Origin of the sequence: Ferrovum sp. (assembly GCF_027317285.1) — a bacterium.
In the GTDB taxonomy this organism is placed as follows: Bacteria; Pseudomonadota; Gammaproteobacteria; order Burkholderiales; family Ferrovaceae; genus Ferrovum.
Genome location: NZ_DAHVHV010000005.1, coordinates 25,027 through 44,931, shown reverse-complemented (window position 1 = coordinate 44,931; position 19,905 = coordinate 25,027). Strand labels below are relative to the sequence as shown.

Genomic DNA, 19,905 nt, shown 5'->3' with positions numbered 1-19,905 from the left:
TGCTCAAGAACTTTTTTGACGGAACAGCAAACGCGCCAGCACGTTGATCGCCAACACGCTGAAGGTCACCAGGATGGCCCCGCCCCAAGCCAGGCGGTGCCAGTCATCGTAGGGACTCATGGCAAACTGGAAGATGACCACCGGCAGGTTGGCCATCGGCTCATTGATGTTCCAGGTCGTGAACTGATTGTTGAGCGCAGTAAACAGAAGGGGGGCCGTTTCCCCACTGATGCGTGCCACTGCCAGCAGCACGCCGGTGGCGATGCCGCTTTTGGCTGCCCGGTAAGCCACCATCACCACCATTTTCCAGCGGGGAGCCCCCAGCGCAATGGCGGCTTCGCGCAGACTGTCCGGCACCAGGCGCAACATGTCGTCGGTGGTTCGGACAACCACGGGAATGACGATCAAGGACAGGGACAAGGCGCCGGCAATCCCTGAAAAATGGTGAAAACGGGCCACATACACGGTATAGATGAACAGCCCCAGAACGATGGAGGGAGCACTGAGAAGAATGTCATTGATGAAGCGGGTGACGGGGGCCAGCCAGCCGCGTCGGCCGTATTCGGCCAGATAAGTCCCGGCCAGCACGCCTACCGGCGTTCCGATCAGGGTCGCCAGGCCGGACATCATGATGCTCCCCAGAATGGCATTGGCCAGTCCCCCCTCTCCCCCGGGGGCAGGCGTCGGATGGGTCAGCAGCGACCAGCTCAACGCCTCAAAACCGTTGGATATCAGGGTCCAGAGAATCCAGGTCAACCAGAACAAACCAAAACCCATGCCGCACAGCGACATGAGCAGATGAAAACGATTGGCCAACTGACGACGGCGGTAGATACGGCGAATTTCGGGCGTGGTATAGCGCATGGTCAGCTCCGCGTTCCTTCGCGCTGCCCCATGCGCAACAACATCAATTTGGCCATGGCCAGCACGATGGTCGTGATGATGAACAGCAGCAGCCCCAGTTCAATCAGCGCAGAGGTATACAGGTCGCCCACCGCTTCGGAAAATTCGTTGGCCAGGGACGAGGCGATGCTGTTTCCCGGGGCCAGCAGCGAGGGACTGAGATGCTGGGTATTGCCGATCACGAAGGTGACCGCCATGGTCTCCCCCAGGGCACGCCCCAGCCCCAGCATGACCCCCCCCACCACGCCGGCCCGGGTATAGGGCAGGACCACCCGCCAGACCACTTCCCAGGTGGTGGCGCCCAGCCCATAGGCCGATTCCTTGAGCACGGCGGGAACCAGTTCGAAAACATCGCGCATGACCGAGGAAATGAAGGGGATCACCATGATGGCCAGAATGATGCTGGCCGTGAGCAGACCGATGCCTAGGGGCGGACCCTGAAAAAGTTGTCCCGCGAAGGGGATCTTGCCCAGAGTTTCGATCAGGAAGGGTTGCAGGGTCCGGGAAAAGAGCGGGGCAAAGGAAAACAGCCCCCACATCCCGTAGATGATGCTGGGAATGGCAGCCAGTAATTCAATGGCCGTCCCGAGCGGGCGTTTGAGCCAGGGAGGAGACATTTCCGTGAGAAAGACGGCAATCCCGAAACTGATGGGAACCGCAATCAGCAGAGCCACGAAGGAACTGACCAGGGTTCCGTAAACGGGGATCAGGGCACCATACTTGTCCTGCACAGGGTCCCAGTCATCAGACCACAGAAAGGAAAAACCAAAGGCTTTCAGCGAAGGCGCGCTGGTCACCACCAGGGAAGCCAGAATCGCCAGCAACGTGAACAGCACCAACGAAGCGAAGAAGCGGGTCAACCACTCGAACAGGCGGTCGGCAAGATATCCGGAACCACGCGCCTGTCCTGCGTGCCTGGGCGCGCGCTCAACAGGTTGGGTCGGTATAGGGTTCATAAGACGGCCATGGACGAAATGTCAAGTCAGGAACGGAGCGATTATACCCCCAGTACCGAGGTTTTCCTATTATCGCTCAATCGGAGGGAAAGGTTCCCTCTCGTACGTGCAGAAATTTCCCGCAGGCTTCTCAGTAGAGCGCCCTGCCCGCCCCATCCTTCAGTTCCCCCTTCCACTGGGCCTCGATCAAACTGGCCACATTATCAGGCAAGGGAACATAGTCCAGCGCCAGTGCGGCTTTCTGACCGTTCTTGTAGGCCCAGGCGAAAAACTGCAGGGCAGTTCTGGCGTGCTCGGGGTTTTCCTGAACTTTCTGCATCAGGACGAAGGTGGCTCCGGTGATGGGCCAACTGTTTTTCCCGGGTTCATCGGTCAGAATTTCGTAAAATCCGTTTCCCGGTTCCCAATGGGCATTGCTGGCCGCAGCGCCGAATGTCTTGATATCCGGTTCCACGAACTGCCCTTCGTGGTTTTTCATCTGAACATGACTCATTTTGTTCTGCAGGGCATAGGCGTACTCCACGTAACCAATCCCCCCCGCCTGCTGGCGCACGTAGGAAGCCACCCCTTCATTTCCCTTGCCATTGATGCCCGTGGGCCATCTGACGGCCGTATCACTCCCGACCTTGGCCTTCCACTCGGCACTGACCTTGGAGAGGTAATTCGTGAAGATGAAGGTGGTCCCGGAACCATCGGTACGGGAAACCACGACGATATCCTGTGCGGGCAGGTTCAGCCCCTTGTTGAGCGCCTGGATGGCCGGATCGTTCCAGCGCTTGATCTTGCCCAGATAGATGTCGGCCAATACCGGCCCGTCAAGTTTCATCTGCCCGGGGGCCACCCCGTCCACATGGACCACGGGAACCACGCCCCCCATCACGAGCGGCCACTGTACCAGGGAACTCCGGTCCAGTTCTTCCCGGGTCAGGGGTTTGTCCGTCGTCCCGAAATCCACCACTTTGGCTTTCACCTGCTTGATTCCTCCGCCCGAACCAATGGATTGGTAGTTCAAACCATTCTGGGTGGCCGCCCTGAATCCTTCGGCCCACTTGGCGCAAACCGGGTAGACGAAAGTGGAACCGGCCCCGATGATGTCCGTCGCCTGGACCTCCCAGGCCGACACCAACAAAGCACTGGCCACCATCCAGGATCGCGCAGGGAACCGAATCGTCATGAAAATCTCCATAGAAAAAATTGCGAGCAAACGGGAACAGGTTAACCGCCAAATGTGACAGATTGATTACAGTCCCGTGAATCTTCCGGGTCAAGCCACCTTCAGGGAAATCCCCTGAGCCTGCCACTGCTGGCATTCCTTCTCCAGGTTGGCGGCTGCCAGGGCATGACCGGTCAACCAGGCGGGATTGAGTTGCAGGCAAAACCCCGCCTCACCCTCATCCGACAAACGAAAGCGGGGCGTTCGTCCCAGAGGAGCGCGGCCGCGACAGAACAACACGGCCAGACGAAGACACAGCACCAGACGCCAGCCTTCCCGATTGGTGATGCGTTCTGCCCCCTTGACCAAACGCCCCCGATGATTCTGGACCAACCCCCCCACGATGGCCTGCTCCATCTTGGAAAATCCAGGCATGTCCGCATGATCGACGATATAGGCCGAATGGCGGTGGTACCCCCCATGGGCGATGGAGAGCCCAATTTCATGCAACTGGGCAGCCCAGCGCAGGTAAGGCGAGTAGTGCGCGTATTGGGGACGAGTCGTCACCTGCCGGTAGAGCGTGAGCGCCAACTTCTCCACCCGCTCCGCCTGCATCGGATCCGCATGGTAGCGCTGGACGAAATGGCGCACCGTCTCTTCCCGGACATCCCGATGTTTCAGACGGCCCAGCATCTCATACAGAACCCCCTCCCGCAAACCACAGTCTGTCGTTTGCATCTGTTCGATCCCCAGGTGATCGAACACGGCGCTCATGATGACCAACCCCCCCGGCAGTACCGGCACCCGTTCCGTGCGCAATCCGATGGAAACCAGATGGTGCGGATCACGAGCCTCCAGCAACTTTTCCCGCAGAAACGCCAGTCCGGCCCGGGTAATTCCCTGCCCCACGAACCCGTTCAGTTCCAGCAATTCGGCCAGAGCGCGAGCGGTCCCGGAAGAACCCACGGCTTCGTCCCATTGCTCCCGCCCGAAGGTGGCGGAAAGCGCCTGCAGTTCATTGGCAGCCGCCAAGGTGGCAGCCGCCCAGTGACGTTCCGTCACCTTGTTTTGAGAAAAAAACTGCTGTGTATAACTGACACATCCCATGTACAAACTTTCCAGACGCTGCGGTTTGACCCCGCGCCCGATGATGATTTCCGTGGACCCGCCGCCGATGTCCACCACCAGCCGACGGCCCCGGCTCCGGGGAAGGCTGTGCGCCACCCCTACGTAAATCAGGCGGGCTTCCTCCTGGCCCGCGATGATCTCGATGGGGACGCCCAGGGCTTCCTGTGCCGCTTCCAGAAAGGTTTCCGCGTGCTGGGCGACGCGCAGGGTATTGGTCCCCACGACCCGGATGGCCTCCCGGGGCACCGCGCGCAACCGCTCGCCAAAACGCCGCAAACAGGCCAGGGCACGTTCCTGCGTCACCGCATCCAGCGTGTTGTCGGGCAGCAATCCCGCCGCCAGTCGTACGGGCTCCTTGATCGCGTCCAGCGTATAAGGTTGCCCCTGTACCACGCGTGCCACCTGCAGACGAAAACTGTTCGAGCCCAAGTCTACCGCCGCGATGATCGCTTGGGGCATATCCTGCAACCCTCACAAAAAAACCCCACTCTACCAGATCATGCACGGATGAACTACTCTGGCCCGGAAATCGTTACGCACCCTCAGAAGGAAGTCCTTCCCTCCGCCGAGGCCTTCATGAAATGGCGGGAATAGCGCTGATCCATGGCTGCCGTGGGTAATAAAAGCAGGCAGTCCGCCGTGTTGAAATCCGCATCCCACGCCGGTGCCCCGCAAACATAGGCCCCTACCCGCAGATAGGCCTTGATGAGGGGCGGGATCTCCACCGCGCGCGTGTTGTCGAGCGCCGCCAGAGGCAAAGCGCAATGGGGGAAAACACGCCATTCCGCAGGCGCTCCATGCAAGAGTTCCAGTTGCCGGTAGAGCGAGGCTGCCGTATGGCCGCCATCGATCATGGTCATGCTGGCGCAGCCCATCAGGTATTGCACCCGGTGTGACTGGATATAGTCGGCCAGACCCGCCCACAACACCGCAATGGACAGGCCGTTACGGTAATCCGGATGGACGCAGGCCCGTCCCACCTCCATGACGTGGGGAAGCAGATGGGCCAGGCGCGTCAGATCGAATTCCTCTTCCGCATAGAACCCTCCGGCCCACGCCGCCTGTTGCGCGTTGAGTATCCGATAGGTCCCCACCACTTCATGGGTGCGCGTATCGCGCAGAATCAGATGGTCGCAAAGCGCATCGAACCGGTCCTGATCCAGACCTGCCTCAGGGGAATGCAAGTGCGCCCCCATCTCCTCATGAAAGACCTGCCAACGCAACTGCTGAGCCGCACGCACGTCCGCAGGAGAACGGGCATATTGAAAGATCAGGCGCGGTTGACGGACATTCTGCACACTTTGGTCGAGTTGGGGCATGGATCTCTCCATCAGAACGAAGATTTGCTCACTTTGCCCGGCCCCTGTTACCCCACCATGAACCTGCCGTGAATTATTCGTGACGATGCCCTCCATTGGTTTTCCGGATGCTCGAGGGGGTGGTACACTGAGCGGGTCAGATGGTCCCCATTCTTGATCGACTTTATGAGTAATCCCGTTACCCCGTCGTCCCGGTTCCTCAATCGCGAGTTAGGCCTGCTGGCATTCAACCGGCGCGTCCTGAGTCTGGTGGAGGATGACGAGACCCCCTTGCTCGAGCAACTGCGCTACCTGTGCATCGTCAGCAGCAATCTGGATGAATTTTTCGAGATCCGGGTTGCCGGCCTGAAACAGCAAATCCGCGAAGGGATCACCCAAACCGGCCCGGATGGCCTGCCTCCCACGCGCGTCTACCGTCTGGTGTGCAGCGTGGCACACGAACTCGTCGCCCACCAGTATCACTTATTGAACGAACGCGTCCTGCCGCGTTTGGCAGAAGAAGGGATCTGCTTTCACCGTCGCAACCACTGGACCGAGGCTCAGCATACCTGGGCACGCAACTATTATCTGCGCGAAATCAAACCGGTATTGACCCCCATCGGATTGGACACGGCCCACCCCTTTCCCCGGATCCTCAATAAAAGCCTCAATTTTGCCGTAGAGCTTTCGGGAGTCGACGCTTTTGGCCGGCCCTGCACCCATGCCGTCGTGCAGGCTCCCCGTGCCCTTCCCCGCTTCATACAGTTGCCCGAAGAAATTTGCGGCTGCCCCTACGGATTCATTTTTTTATCCTCGATCCTTCATGCCAATGTGGGCGACCTTTTTCATGGACTGACCGTCGAAGGATGCTATCAATTCCGTTTGACCCGAAACAGCGAGTTACTGCTGGAAGATGAGGAAGTCAGTGATTTGCGCCTCGCCCTGCAAGGCGAATTGAGTCATCGCCAGTATGGCGATGAAGTGCGCCTCGAGGTCCCGGAAAACTGTTCCGAGACCATGGCCCAGTTCCTGCTCGAAACTTTCGAATTGGAGGAGACGGACCTGTATCGGGTGGACGGCCCCGTCAACCTCGTGCGCCTGATGCGGGTCGCCGACCTGGTTGACCGGCCCGACCTCAAGTTTCCCGCCTTTCAGCCCCAGCTGCCCCGCGAACTGGACACAACGGTTCCGCTCATCGAAACCCTGAAAAAACGCGATCTTCTCCTTCATCATCCCTTTCAGCCCTTCATGCCCGTCATCCAGTTTGTCCAGCAAGCGGCTCGCGACCCTGCGGTGCTGGCCATCAAACAGACGGTCTACCGCACCGGCACGGACTCCGAATTGATCGAGGCCCTGATCGAGGCGGCCCACCAGGGCAAGGAAGTCACCGTGGTGGTGGAACTGCTGGCCCGCTTCGATGAAGAAGCCAACATCAACTGGGCCGAGAAGTTGGAGGCGGCTGGCGCGCATGTGGTCTACGGCGTTTTCGGGTACAAGACCCACGCCAAGATGTGTCTCGTCATCCGGCGCGAACAAAATGAGTTACGGCGTTATGTCCACCTGGGTACGGGCAACTATCATGCCCGTACCACGCGCACCTATACCGATTTTGGTCTGTTTACTGCCCATCCGGAAATCACGGCCGATGTCAGTGCCATCTTCATGCAAATTACGGGGCTGGGCAAGCAGGAGCAGTTGCGCCACCTCTGGCAGGCCCCCTTTACCCTTCACTCCAGGACCCTGCAGGCCATTGCCCGCGAAATCCAGTTTGCCCGCAAGGGTGAAAAAGCCCACATCATCGCAAAAATGAATGCGCTGACCGAACCTCTCCTGATCGATGCGCTCTATGAAGCGAGCCAGGCCGGGGTCCGAATCGACCTGATCATCCGGGGAGTCTGCCTGCTCCGCCCCGGTGTCAAAGGGTTGTCCGAACATATCCGGGTACGCTCACTGATCGGTCGTTTTCTGGAACACCACCGGGTCATGTATTTCCGTCACGGAGGAAGCCACGATGTATTCATCGCCAGTGCCGACTGGATGGACCGCAATTTTTTTCGCCGCATCGAAGTCTGTATCCCCATTCTCGATCCCCGCATCAAGCGGCGGATCCTGAGCGAGGGACTCCGTTCCTATCTGCGCGACAACCACGCCGCCTGGATCATGAATGGGGAGGGGCATTATGCGCGAATCCGCCCACGACGCGGCAGTTCGTGCTTCCGTGTGCATGACTTTCTCTTGCAGCGTTTGAGCCAGGGGGGTTCCCAGTCATGAGTCAATCTCACCTGATCCTGTGGCGTCACGCCGAAGCCGAAGAAGGATTTCCCGACCTTGCGCGTGCCCTGACTGAACGGGGACACCAACAGGCGCGGCAGGTGGCCCGCTGGCTGAAGGCCCATTTGCCGCTCGAACCCCGCATTCTGGTCAGCCCGGCACAGCGCACCCAGCAAACGGCCAGCGCCTTTTCCAGACATTTTGAAACCGTCCCGCAACTGGGTACCCACGCCGGTCCGCGCGATCTGCTGCAGGCCTGTGCCTGGCCTGCGCCCGCCGACCCCTACACCCTGCTGGTGGGCCACCAACCCACCCTGGGAGAAACCGCAGCCTGGCTACTGACGGGCGAAGCCGCCCCCTGGAGTGTACGCAAAGGCGCGCTCTGGTGGCTCACCCAGCGCGAACGGGACGGACAACCCCAACTCATCCTGCGCGCGGTGATCGACCCCGAACTGATTTAGGCGGCTGCCAACTCGCGCACGGCGGCAGCGATGGTTTCCGCCCAGCGCTCCACCTGGGTGGCATCTTCCCCTTCCACCATGACACGAATCAGGGGTTCCGTACCCGAAGCACGCAAGAGTACCCGCCCGTGTCCGGCCATGTCCTCTTCTGCCGCCGTCACTGCCTGCTGGACCTGCGAAGAGGTCTTGAAATCCACCGACTGGGCCGCACGCACATTGATCAGGCGCTGGGGATAGAGTTCCACCTCGGCCGTATAACTGGCCAGGGTCACCCCCTGGCTGGCCAAAGCCGCCAGTACCTGAAGCGCCGAAATGATGCCGTCTCCCGTACTGTGCTTGTCCCGGCAGATCAGATGTCCCGAATTCTCTCCGCCCCAGAGCCAGCCCCGTTCCAGCATCGTTTCCAGAACGTAGCGATCCCCTACCTTGGCCCGCACGAAGGGAATCCGTCGCCGCTCGAAGGCTTTTTCCACGGCCAGGTTGGTCATCAGGGTCCCCACCGCCCCGCCGGCGAATCCCGGCAAGGACTGGCGGTGTTTGACCACAGCATAAAGCAGTTGGTCCCCGTCATAAGTTTTTCCCGTCTCGTCCACCATGATGAGACGATCCCCATCGCCGTCCAGAGCAATCCCCATATCGGCCTGGTGGGTACGCACGGCCTCACGCAATGTATCGACGTGAGTTGCCCCGCAATGGTCGTTGATATTGATGCCATTGGGAGTATTGCCGATGGAGATGACCTCGGCACCCAGTTCGTGGAACACCAGGGGCGCGATGTGATAGGTGGCTCCATGTGCGCAATCCACCACCAGTTTCAGCCCCTTGAGGTCGAGGCTGGAGGGAAAGGTACTCTTGCAGAACTCGATATAGCGCCCTGCGGCATCATTCATGCGGCGGACATGCCCCAGTTGGGCCGAATCGCGACAGGACCAGGGTTGATTCAGTTGAGCTTCAATGTCCAGTTCCACGCTGTCGGGCAATTTCATCCCATCGGCAGAGAAGAATTTGATCCCGTTGTCCTCGAAAGGGTTATGGGAAGCACTGATCATCACCCCCGCCTGCAAACGCAAGGCCCGAACCAGGTAGGCCACTGCAGGGGTCGGCATGGGCCCCAGCAGGATGACGTCCACGCCCGCCGCAGAGAGCCCGGCCTCGAGCGCCGATTCGATCATGTAACCCGAAATGCGGGTGTCCTTGCCGATGATCACCACGGGACGATCCTGTTGCGTGGCCGCTGCGCCCTGAGCCAGCACCGTGCCTGCCGCATACCCAAGATTCAACATCATCACAGGGGTCATCGGCTCACTGCCCACACGCCCGCGAATTCCATCCGTTCCAAAATAACGACGGTTCATCACTCCTCCACTGCCAAGGTATCCATCCATAAGTCCACTGCCTGACGCGTCTCAGCCACATCGTGGACACGCAGGATATGCGCGCCCGCCTGAACGGCCCAGCAAGCCGCAGCCAGACTGGCTCCCAGACGTTCGCGCGGGGGAACGCCGGGTTGACCGACCAGCATGGATTTGCGCGACAGTCCCACCAGTACCGGGTACCCCAGATCCACCAACCTCGGTAACTGCTGCAGCAAGGTCAGGTTATGGGCACGTGTCTTGCCAAAGCCGAACCCCGGGTCGATCATGATGCGCTGTCGTCCCACGCCGTACCGCTCCAGCAAGGCGACCCGCGCCGCAAGAAAATCGCGGACTTCGGATACGACCCCCAGAGGATAATGGGGCGACTGCTGCATGGTCAAGGGCTGTCCCTGCATATGCATCAGGCAAATGCCGACTTCATGCTCAAGCACGCATTCCAGTGCTCCGGGCGCCTGCAAGGCTTCGATATCATTGATCAGCGTGGCGCCTGCCCGGATGGCGGCCTGCATGACCTGGGGATGACGGGTATCGATGGAAACGGGCACCCTCAGGGTGTCCACCAATCCTTCAATGACCGGAATCACACGCCGCAATTCCTCTGCCAGGGTCACCTCGGGGGCTCCGGGCCGGGTGGATTCCCCCCCCACATCGATCAGGTCAGCCCCTTGTGCCGCCATGGCCTGTCCGCAGGCAATGGCGGCTGACGCATCGAGGTGCGTCCCTCCATCCGAGAATGAGTCGGGCGTGACATTGAGAATCCCCATGAGGCGAGGTCGTGCCAGGGACAAAACAAACTCCCCGCAGTGTACTGCGGGGAGTGGTTCGGGAGGTCCGCCCAGCACGCCGGGAATCTCCTCCGGTCTCAAACGCCCTGGGCGGGTTGGGCCGTGGAGGCCGGTGCCGGGGGGGGTGAAGCGCTGGGCGGAGGCGTTTTGGGCGTCACCGGCGCAGCGGGTTTGGGCGGACGGGGAGGACGCCCTGACATGATGTCCTCGATCTGTTCCGCATCGATGGTTTCCCATTCCAGCAGGGCATGGGTCATCGCCTCGATTTCGGTGCGATGGGATTCGATGATGCCCCGCGCCAGGACGTACTGCTCGTCAATGATGCGGCGAATTTCCATGTCCACTTTCTGCATCGTGGCTTCCGACACGTTCTTGTGGGTGGCAATGGTCCGCCCCAGAAAGACTTCTCCCTCGTTTTCCCCGTAGACCATGGGCCCCATGGAAGTCGACATCCCCCACTGGGTCACCATCCGCCGCGCCATGTCAGTGGCGCGTTCGAAGTCGTTGCTGGCGCCCGTGGTCATCTGGTTCATGAACACTTCTTCGGCAATCCGCCCCCCGAACAATACGGCAATATTCTGCAGGATCTGGTCGCGGTTCATGCTGTAGCGATCTTCCGTGGGCAACTGCATGGTCACCCCCAGAGCGCGCCCGCGGGGAATGATGGTCACTTTGTGAACCGGATCTGTCAGGGACAGCATGCGCGCTACCACGGCATGCCCGGACTCATGATAGGCCGTATTGCGCCGTTCATTCTCCGGCATGACGATGGAACGCCGCTCCGCACCCATGATGATCTTGTCCTTGGCCCGCTCGAAATCATCCATGTCTACCAGGCGTTTGTTGAAACGCGCGGCAAAGAGTGCCGATTCATTGACCAGATTGGCCAGATCCGCCCCTGAAAACCCGGGCGTGCCCCGTGCAATGATGTCGGCCCGCACATCCGGCGCAATGGGGACCTTGCGCATGTGTACCAGCAGGATCTGTTCACGCCCCCGGATATCCGGCAAGGGTACCACCACCTGACGGTCGAAACGTCCTGGCCGCAGCAGGGCAGGATCGAGGACATCCGGTCGGTTGGTGGCCGCGATCACGATGACGCCCGTCGTCGCTTCGAAACCATCCATTTCCACCAGCATCTGGTTGAGGGTCTGCTCCCGCTCGTCATTGCCGCCCCCCAGCCCGGCGCCGCGCTGGCGGCCCACGGCATCGATTTCATCGATGAAGATGATACAGGGCGCGTTCTTCTTGGCCTGTTCGAACATGTCGCGCACGCGGGCCGCCCCCACCCCGACAAACATCTCCACAAAATCCGAACCGGAAATGCTGAAGAAGGGCACCTTGGCCTCCCCTGCAATCGCACGGGCCAGCAGGGTTTTCCCCGTTCCGGGACTGCCTACCATGAGCACGCCGCGCGGAATCCGCCCCCCCAACTTCTGGAACTTGCCGGGATCACGCAAAAACTCCACCAACTCGCTCACTTCTTCCTTGGCTTCATCCACCCCCGCCACATCCGCAAAGGTCACAGGGTTGGCATTTTCATCCAGCATGCGCGCACGACTCTTGCCGAAGGAAAAGGCGCCGCCTCGTCCGCCCCCCTGCATCTGACGCATGAAAAATATCCAGACCGCCACCAGCAACAGCATGGGGAACCAGGACATGAGCATATTCATGAAGAAGGAAGGTTCCTCTTCCGGCTTGGCCGACACATTCACGCCGTACTTGAGCAGATCACTGACCAGCCATGGATCGGAAGGCGTATAAGTGGTAAAAGGCTTGCCATCCGAGCGTTCGCCGCGCAACGCCCGTCCGTCGATGATCACCTTGGTGACATGACCGGCTTTCATCTCTTCGATGAAAGAGGAATAACTCAGGACATCGCCCGACGGTTGATGGTTCTGGAACTGACTGACCAGCAGCATCAACACCAATCCCACGAAAAGCCAGGCCAAGACATTTTTAACGATGCTATTCAAGACTCTTTCCTCCAAGTCGATCCGACCAACTCCCTCGGACTCCGAAGGATCATTGTACGCTCAAGCGCGTCCACCTGTTCAAAATTCACCCACTCACTCCGTGCGCTTCGGTTTCAACCCTTGCCCCAACAGGTACACTTCCGAACTTCGATCTCGGGATGCGGCAGGTTTCCGTGTCACCACCCGGACAAAACACTGCTTCATGCGCCGCACAAAAGATTCAAAATCCGCGCCATGAAACGCCTTGATCAGAAACTTCCCTTCGGGCCCCAGCACCTCGAGCGCAAATTCCAGGGCCATTTCCCACAACTCCGCCGCACGGGCCTGATCATACAGGGTGACACCACTGATGTTGGGGGCAAGATCCGATAATACAAGATCCACCGGTCGATTTCCCAGCAGGACCCTTACCTGTTCCTGCACTGCGGGGTCCAGAAAATCCCCCTGCAGAAAAGCGACGCCCTCCAGCGCCGCCATGGGCAGCAGATCGATGCCGATGACCTTGCCGTGCACGCCCATGCGCTGGCGCGCCACCTGGGACCATCCTCCGGGACTGGCCCCCAGATCCACCACTGAAATCCCCGGACGCAGCAGGTGGTCCCGATCATCGATTTCCAGCAACTTGTAGGAGGCGCGCGACCGATATCCCTCCCGCTTCGCTCGTTGGACAAAGGGATCGTTGATATGTTCCCGTATCCAGGCCTTGCTGGTCCGGGTCGGTTTCATCGGGGGCGATAAAGAACCAGAATCTTGCCGATTTGTTGAACGCAGGCAGCCGAAAGACGCTGCGCGAGGGTATTTGCCAGAGCGCTGCGCGCCTCTGCCGTATCCACTCCGCTGGCCTTGACCTTGATCAGGCCATGGGCGCGCAGGGCCCGTTCTATTTCCAGGAGAAGCGCATCCGTCATACCGGATTGCCCCATCAGCACCACGGGGTCGAGGCGATGAGCCTGCTGACGCAGGCGCACCCGATCAGCCACTGACAACGCCAGCGCCACCCCCGCTTCCGGCAACTTCAAGGTCGGCACAACGGCAGGAGCCCTTTTTTTGGCCACGACTTTCCTGACCACAGTCTTTCCCCTGGATATTCGGGGCTGTTCCGCGCGCCGCCCGGGCACGGGGGAGGATAAGGTCCTGCGGCGCTCAACCATAACGTACTTCCCTGATCTCATATTCACGCATGCCCCCGGGAGCATGGACTTCAGCCACATCCCCCGCCGATTTTCCGATCAGTGCGCGGGCCAGCGGGGAACCAATGGAAATCTTGCCTTCCTTGATATCCGCCTCGTCATCCCCCACGATCTGGTAAGTGTGGACGTCGCCGGTATTCAAGTCTTCCATTTCCACCGTGGCTGCAAAGACGCACCGTCCATCCGCATCCAGCGCTGCCGGATCGATGATCTGGGCATGGGACAACTTGGATTCCAGTTCCGCAATCCGTCCTTCGATGAAGGATTGACGCTCCTTGGCCGCATCGTATTCGGCATTCTCCGACAGATCTCCCTGAGCGCGCGCCTCACTGATGGCCTGGATCACTGCTGGACGGTGCACATGTTTCAACTGGTGCAATTCTTCCTTGAGTTTTTCGGCACCCCGTACCGTCAATGGTGTCTTGTTCATGCTTCTCCTTCCTCGCTACCCAATTGCGTGTTATATGGCCTGAACTCCCCTTTGGGGAGTCAGATTTTCAACCTTTGGTGCAATGCCTGCAATTCGTGGACATCACCGGACTGTCCAAGACGCATTCCCATGCAGGCTGCCCGCGCCCCGGCGACCGTGGTGTAGTAGGTGATGCGCCCCTGCAGCGCGGCATTGCGGATCGACCAGGAGTCCTGCACGGCCCGGGAAAGTTCTTCCACCGTGTTGATGATCAGGGAAATCTCGCGATTCTTGATCATATCCACGATATGCGGACGCCCTTCCATGACCTTGTTGACCAATACCACCTCGAGGCCGGCGGCGCTCAACGCGGCTGCCGTTCCACGCGTCGCCACCAGCGCAAATCCCAGTTCCGCCAGTTGGCGCGCAATCTCCACCAAGGGGGCTTTGTCCGCATTTCTGACACTCAGAAAAACCTTGCCCCCGGTGGGCAACTTGACTCCCGCCGCCCATTGGGATTTGACGAAGGCTTCGGCAAAGGTCGCCCCAACCCCCATGACCTCGCCCGTGGATTTCATTTCCGGGCCAAGGATGGGATCCACTCCGGGAAATTTGGTAAAGGGAAACACAGCCTCCTTGACCGAATAGTAGTCCGGAATCAACTCTCCGGTAATCCCCTGTTCGGCCAAACTCTGTCCCACCATGCAACGTGCCGCAATCTTGGCCAGGGGACGACTGGTCGCCTTGGCCACATAAGGGACGGTACGCGAAGCACGGGGATTGACCTCGAGAACATAGACGGTATCTCCCTGAAGCGCAAACTGCACGTTCATCAACCCCACCACACCCAGAGCAAGCGCCATGGCCCTGGTCTGGCGACGGAGTTCATCCTGGATGGCAGGGGTCAGACTGTACGGCGGAATGGAACAGGCCGAGTCCCCCGAATGAACGCCCGCTTGCTCAATGTGTTCCATGATGGCACCAATCACCACCTCCTGTCCATCACAGACCGCATCCACGTCCACTTCGATGGCATCGTTCAAAAAGCGGTCAAGCAGAATGGGAGAACGGGGAGAAATGGCCACCCCATGCATTCCCTCGCCATCCGTAATGACCTCGCGCAGGTATTTCTCGAGATCCGCCGGCGTATGGACGATCTGCATGGCACGCCCGCCCAGCACGTAACTGGGACGAACGACCAGGGGGTATCCCAAGGTCTGCGCTGCCTTCAAGACTTCATCCCGATGGCCGGCGGTCCGGTTATCCGGTTGACGCAACCCCAACTCGTGCAGGAGCTGCTGAAAACGCTGGCGGTCTTCGGCGCGATCGATACTGTCCGGGGTCGTCCCGATGATGGGAACCCCGGCGGCTTCCAGGCCGCGAGCCAACTTGAGGGGAGTCTGACCGCCGAACTGGACGATGACGCCGACAGGTTTTTCCAGCGCCACGATCTCGAGCACGTCTTCCAGGGTCAGGGACTCGAAATACAGACGATCCGAACTGTCGTAATCCGTGGAGACCGTCTCCGGATTGCAGTTGACCATGAGTGTCTCGTATCCGTCCTCACGCAAGGCCAGCGCCGCATGGACGCAGCAATAATCAAATTCGATCCCCTGCCCGATGCGGTTCGGCCCCCCGCCCAGCACCATGATCTTGCGTCGTTCAGTGGGATTCGCCTCACACTCTTCTTCATAGGTGGAGTAGAGGTAGGCGGTTTGCGTGGAAAACTCTGCCGCACAGGTATCCACCCGCTTGTAGACAGGACGGACGTTCAGGGCATGCCGCGTGGCGCGCACCGCCTGTTCCGTGCTGCCCAGCAGGTAAGCCAGACGCCGGTCGGAGAATCCCTTGCCTTTCAGTTCGCGCCAGCGCGATACGCTCAACGCTGCGAGTTCCTGGCCGCTTATCCGTCGTTCTTCTGACACCAGATCCTCGATTTCCGCCAGGAACCAGGGGTCCACATGGGACAAACGGTAGATTTCATCCCGTTCCAGTCCGATGCGAAAGGCGTCCGCCAGATACCACAGGCGATGCGGGCCGGGATTGGCCAGTTCGGCTTCGATGGTGGTGCGCTCGGTAGTCATTTCATTCAGCCCATCGGCGCCAGTTTCCAGTCCGCGCAGAGCCTTCTGCAAGGACTCCTGGAAACTGCGCCCGATGGCCATGACCTCTCCCACCGATTTCATCTGGGTGGTCAAGCGGTCATTGGCTTGCGGAAACTTTTCAAAGGCGAAGCGCGGTACCTTGGTCACCACATAGTCGATGGTGGGCTCGAAGGAAGCAGGCGTGACCCCGCCCGTGATCTCGTTGCTCAACTCGTCGAGCGTGAATCCCACGGCCAGCTTGGCCGCCACCTTGGCGATGGGAAACCCCGTCGCCTTGGAGGCCAGGGCCGAAGAACGGGAGACGCGCGGGTTCATCTCGATCACGATCATGCGTCCATCCCTGGGATTGACGGCAAACTGAACGTTGGAGCCCCCGGTTTCCACGCCGATCTCACGCAATACCGCCAGGGATGCATTGCGCATCACCTGGTATTCCTTGTCCGTCAGGGTCTGGGCAGGAGCCACCGTAATCGAATCTCCGGTGTGCACCCCCATGGCATCGAGGTTCTCGATGGAACAGATGATGATGCAGTTGTCGTTGCGGTCACGCACCACTTCCATCTCGTACTCTTTCCAGCCGATCACCGACTCTTCCACCAGCAATTCCCGGGTCGGCGACGCCTCCAGACCACGCTCGCAAATGGTCATGAATTCTTCCTGGTTATAGGCGATGCCGCCCCCACTCCCCCCCATGGTAAAGGAGGGACGGATGATGGCCGGAAAACCGATCTGGGCCTGCACCTGCTGAGCTTCCTCGAGGCTGTGCGCCACCGCTGAACGGGGGGTGGACAGGCCGATGCGGGCCATGGCTGCCTTGAACTTTTCCCGATCCTCGGCCATGTCGATGGCCTCCTTGCACGCCCCGATCATCTCGACGCCGTAACGCGCCAGCACTCCTTCCCGCGCCAGATCGAGGGCACAGTTGAGGGCCGTCTGCCCGCCCATGGTCGGCAGCAGGGCGTCCGGGCGCTCGCGTTCGATGATGCGCTCGAGTGTCTTCCAGTTGACGGGTTCGATATAGGTGGCATCGGCCATGCCCGGATCCGTCATGATGGTCGCCGGATTGGAATTGACCAGAATGACGCGATAGCCCTCCTCGCGCAGTGCCTTGCACGCCTGCGCCCCGGAATAATCGAATTCACAGGCCTGGCCGATGACGATGGGGCCGGCCCCGATGATCAGGATGGAGTGGAGGTCGGTTCTCTTGGGCATGGTCAGATTCCAGATTCTTGCATGAGCGCGATGAAGCGGTCGAACAGGGGAGCCGCGTCATGAGGCCCCGGACAGGCTTCAGGATGCCCCTGAAAACTGAAGGCCGGAACATCGGTCCGGGCAAGCCCCTGCAAACTCCCGTCGAACAGGGAAACATGGGTTACCGTGAGATGGGCGGGCAAATCCCGGGGATCCACCGCAAACCCGTGATTCTGGCTGGTGATCAAAACCTGCCCGGTTTGCTGGTCGAGGACCGGATGATTGGCGCCATGGTGCCCGAATTTCATCTTGAGGGTGCGCCCCCCTGAAGCCAGGGCGAGCAGTTGATGTCCCAGACAGATCCCGAACAGGGGAACCCGTGCCGCCATCAACTCGCGAACGGCCTGAATGGCGTAGGTACAAGCCTCGGGATCGCCGGGGCCATTGGACAGAAAAACCCCGTCTGGACGCCGGGACAAGACTTCCTGAGCCGGCGTCATGGCGGGAACCACTTGAACATCGCACCCCCGCTCCGCCAGCATGCGCAGACTGTTGCGCTTGACGCCAAAATCATAGGCCACGACCCGGAAGCGCGTCTCGGCCCGGGTTTTTTCTCCGCCCCGGTTCCACACCCCCTCCGTCCAGGAATAGGGCTGGGCGCAACTGACCACTCTGGCCAGATCCATGCCGTTCAGACCCGGGAAGGCACGGGCCGCTTCCAGCGCGGCTGGAATGTTCTCCTCTCCTGTCCAGATACAGCCGTTTTGAGCGCCTTTTTCACGCAACAAGCGAGTCAGGCGGCGGGTATCCACCCCCGCCATGGCAATCATGCCCCGCGCCTTGAGATATTCGGGCAACCCTCCCTGCGCACGCCAACTGGACAACTGACGCGGGATGTTCCGGACGATCAGGCCGGCCGCGAACAATTCGGCAGCTTCCTCATCGTCCGGATTGACGCCCACATTCCCGATGTGCGGATAGGTCAGGGTCACGATCTGGCGGCAATAGGAGGAGTCCGTCAGGATTTCCTGATACCCGGTCATGGCCGTGTTGAACACCACCTCCCCCACCCGGTGCCCTTCGGCTCCGATGGAATAGCCTCTGAAAACGCTGCCATCGGCCAGCACAAGAAAGGCAGGCACCCGACGAGAGGACGAGGGCAGTTCTACAGCCATGACTAACTCCTGAAGGGGGTGATGTGAAAAAACGGGAAAGACGCATCGACGCGCACCTTTCCCGTTTCCGATTGTCGGAATATTACCGCAAAACACGCCAAAAAGCAACTCCGGGGCCCGGAATACCTTCCTGCGAAACAAAAATAATCCAGTTATTTCAAATAATTACAACCCAAGCACGGCGCGCATATCATAAAGCCCCGCCGCCTGGTCCACCACAAAACGGGCGGCCCGCACCGCACCCTGGGCAAAGGTGGCCCGGTTGCTGGCACGGTGGGTGATTTCCAGGCGCTCGCCTTCCCCCATGAATGACACCGTATGATCGCCCACCACATCCCCACCACGCACCGTAGCAAAGCCAATAGTCCGGGAAGGGCGCGGGCCCGTGGTCCCCTGACGCCCATATACCGCCACCTCCGGCAAGTTCCAGCCACGCGCCTTGGCGACCACCTCGCCCATGCGCAATGCCGTCCCGGATGGAGCATCCACTTTATGGCGATGATGGGCTTCCGTGATTTCCAGATCGTAATCGTCGGGCAACCACTGGGTGGCCCGCTCCAGCAGCGCCAGCGCCACGGTCACGCCCATGCTCATGTTGGGCGCACAGACGATGGGAATCTCCTGACTGGCCTCCTCGATCTGCGCTTTCTCAGCCGCGCTGAAACCGGTCGTCCCGATCACCATCCCCCGCTTATGCCGCACACAGGCCGCCAGATGTCCAAGGGTGGCCTGGGGACGGGTAAAATCGATCAGCACCGCACATCGTTCCAACCCGGCCTGAACGTCAGAGGTGATTGCAAGACCCAGTGGCGTGCCCAGCCAATCCCCCGGATCACGCCCGATGAAGGGACTGTCCGCCTGCTCCAGGGCCAGGCCCAGACGCAGATCCGGCGCGCCCGCAATGGCTTCCACCAACGCCCGCCCCATGCGCCCGCCACTGCCCGCGATGCCCAAAACGAGCGCGCTCATTCTCCGGTCTTCCCGGCATCGATCACACCGCCCTTGGCCGTCCCGGCGGCCCCTCCGGCACTTCCGTCAGGATTCGGGGCGGCCTCCTGCTGCGGCGCCGGGGGAGAAGAGCCGGCGGGGGGAACCGCAGGAGCTCCATCGGCCGCGGGAACCGCCTGAGGGGCATCCGACGACCGCGCGGCGGCACCGATCGGATAATCCGTGGCATAACGAACCATCTTGTCGTCCTTGAAATAAACCGTCAGGTCATGGGGATGACTCAACCGCCCGTTCTCTCGCACGTAGTAGATATAATCCCAGCGATCCTTGTGAAAAGGATCCTTGAGCAAGGGGGTCCCTAAAGTATAAGCCACCTGCGCGCGGGTCATTCCTTCCTTCAGGCGCGCAACCATGTCCGAGTCGATGATCACGCCCTGCTGGATATCCAGCGTATAGGGTTTGAGGTAAGAAACCCCGGGAATCGAATACCATGACCAGTTGGAACATCCCGCAAGAAACAGGCCTGCCCCGGTCAGCATGCCCATCGTTACCGTACGCTTTATCATCCCTTTCACCTGAA

Annotated in this window: 17 protein-coding genes; 2 read left to right on the top strand and 15 right to left on the bottom strand. The window is 60.2% G+C overall.

Annotated features, from left to right (window positions below):
• Positions 1 to 3 precede the first annotated feature (3 nt).
• The 5 genes from pstA to M6F29_RS02580 form a co-directional block, all read right to left on the bottom strand.
• Entirely contained in the window at positions 4 to 864 is an 861-nt protein-coding gene (gene pstA, locus M6F29_RS02600; protein ID WP_297457007.1) for a phosphate ABC transporter permease PstA, read from the bottom strand.
• Between the two features lie 2 nt (positions 865 to 866).
• Positions 867 to 1,859, bottom strand: coding sequence for a phosphate ABC transporter permease subunit PstC (gene pstC, locus M6F29_RS02595; protein ID WP_297457004.1), 993 nt, complete (start codon positions 1,857 to 1,859; stop codon positions 867 to 869).
• Positions 1,860 to 1,989: 130 nt separating this feature from the next.
• On the bottom strand, positions 1,990 to 3,033 hold the full coding sequence (gene pstS, locus M6F29_RS02590) for a phosphate ABC transporter substrate-binding protein PstS (protein ID WP_298157239.1): 1,044 nt from the start codon (positions 3,031 to 3,033) through the stop codon (positions 1,990 to 1,992).
• 90 nt (positions 3,034 to 3,123) lie between these two features.
• On the bottom strand, positions 3,124 to 4,599 hold the full coding sequence (ppx, locus tag M6F29_RS02585) for an exopolyphosphatase (protein ID WP_297500085.1): 1,476 nt from the start codon (positions 4,597 to 4,599) through the stop codon (positions 3,124 to 3,126).
• A gap of 83 nt (positions 4,600 to 4,682) precedes the next feature.
• Positions 4,683 to 5,459: a GNAT family N-acetyltransferase gene (locus M6F29_RS02580; protein ID WP_298157237.1), complete on the bottom strand. Its 777-nt coding sequence runs from the start codon at positions 5,457 to 5,459 to the stop codon at positions 4,683 to 4,685.
• Between the two features lie 165 nt (positions 5,460 to 5,624).
• Between M6F29_RS02580 and ppk1 the strand changes: the two genes are divergently transcribed.
• Positions 5,625 to 7,709: a polyphosphate kinase 1 gene (gene ppk1 / locus M6F29_RS02575; RefSeq protein WP_298157235.1), complete on the top strand. Its 2,085-nt coding sequence runs from the start codon at positions 5,625 to 5,627 to the stop codon at positions 7,707 to 7,709.
• Complete coding sequence (locus tag M6F29_RS02570) at positions 7,706 to 8,170, top strand: SixA phosphatase family protein (protein WP_297455316.1); 465 nt, start codon at positions 7,706 to 7,708, stop codon at positions 8,168 to 8,170. Before ppk1 ends, M6F29_RS02570 begins: the two co-directional genes overlap by 4 nt.
• Here the strand turns inward: M6F29_RS02570 and glmM are convergent.
• From glmM to M6F29_RS02520, 10 genes are all read right to left on the bottom strand, one after another.
• Entirely contained in the window at positions 8,167 to 9,525 is a 1,359-nt protein-coding gene (gene glmM, locus M6F29_RS02565) for a phosphoglucosamine mutase (RefSeq protein ID WP_298157233.1), read from the bottom strand. The two genes, M6F29_RS02570 and glmM, sit on opposite strands and share 4 nt — an antisense overlap.
• Positions 9,525 to 10,334, bottom strand: coding sequence for a dihydropteroate synthase (folP, locus tag M6F29_RS02560; RefSeq protein WP_298157230.1), 810 nt, complete (start codon positions 10,332 to 10,334; stop codon positions 9,525 to 9,527). The genes glmM and folP overlap by 1 nt, the downstream gene beginning before the upstream one ends.
• 74 nt (positions 10,335 to 10,408) lie before the next feature.
• Positions 10,409 to 12,307, bottom strand: coding sequence for an ATP-dependent zinc metalloprotease FtsH (ftsH, locus tag M6F29_RS02555; protein WP_297455880.1), 1,899 nt, complete (start codon positions 12,305 to 12,307; stop codon positions 10,409 to 10,411).
• A gap of 93 nt (positions 12,308 to 12,400) precedes the next feature.
• A complete protein-coding gene (locus tag M6F29_RS02550) occupies positions 12,401 to 13,033 on the bottom strand; it encodes an RlmE family RNA methyltransferase (RefSeq protein WP_297455878.1) in 633 nt (210 codons plus the stop codon).
• On the bottom strand, positions 13,030 to 13,362 hold the full coding sequence (locus tag M6F29_RS02545; protein WP_297478092.1) for a YhbY family RNA-binding protein: 333 nt from the start codon (positions 13,360 to 13,362) through the stop codon (positions 13,030 to 13,032). Before M6F29_RS02545 ends, M6F29_RS02550 begins: the two co-directional genes overlap by 4 nt.
• Positions 13,363 to 13,450: 88 nt before the next feature.
• Complete coding sequence (gene greA, locus M6F29_RS02540) at positions 13,451 to 13,927, bottom strand: transcription elongation factor GreA (RefSeq protein WP_297455874.1); 477 nt, start codon at positions 13,925 to 13,927, stop codon at positions 13,451 to 13,453.
• A 59-nt stretch (positions 13,928 to 13,986) separates the two neighbouring features.
• A complete protein-coding gene (gene carB / locus M6F29_RS02535; protein ID WP_298157224.1) occupies positions 13,987 to 17,223 on the bottom strand; it encodes a carbamoyl-phosphate synthase large subunit in 3,237 nt (1,078 codons plus the stop codon).
• 2 nt (positions 17,224 to 17,225) lie between these two features.
• On the bottom strand, positions 17,226 to 18,377 hold the full coding sequence (carA, locus tag M6F29_RS02530) for a glutamine-hydrolyzing carbamoyl-phosphate synthase small subunit (protein ID WP_298157220.1): 1,152 nt from the start codon (positions 18,375 to 18,377) through the stop codon (positions 17,226 to 17,228).
• Between the two features lie 165 nt (positions 18,378 to 18,542).
• Positions 18,543 to 19,346 carry a 4-hydroxy-tetrahydrodipicolinate reductase gene (dapB, locus tag M6F29_RS02525; RefSeq protein ID WP_298157217.1) on the bottom strand — a complete coding sequence of 268 codons (804 nt, stop codon included), beginning with the start codon at positions 19,344 to 19,346 and terminating at the stop codon, positions 18,543 to 18,545.
• Complete coding sequence (locus M6F29_RS02520) at positions 19,343 to 19,891, bottom strand: outer membrane protein assembly factor BamE (protein ID WP_298157214.1); 549 nt, start codon at positions 19,889 to 19,891, stop codon at positions 19,343 to 19,345. Before M6F29_RS02520 ends, dapB begins: the two co-directional genes overlap by 4 nt.
• Positions 19,892 to 19,905: the final 14 nt, after the last annotated feature.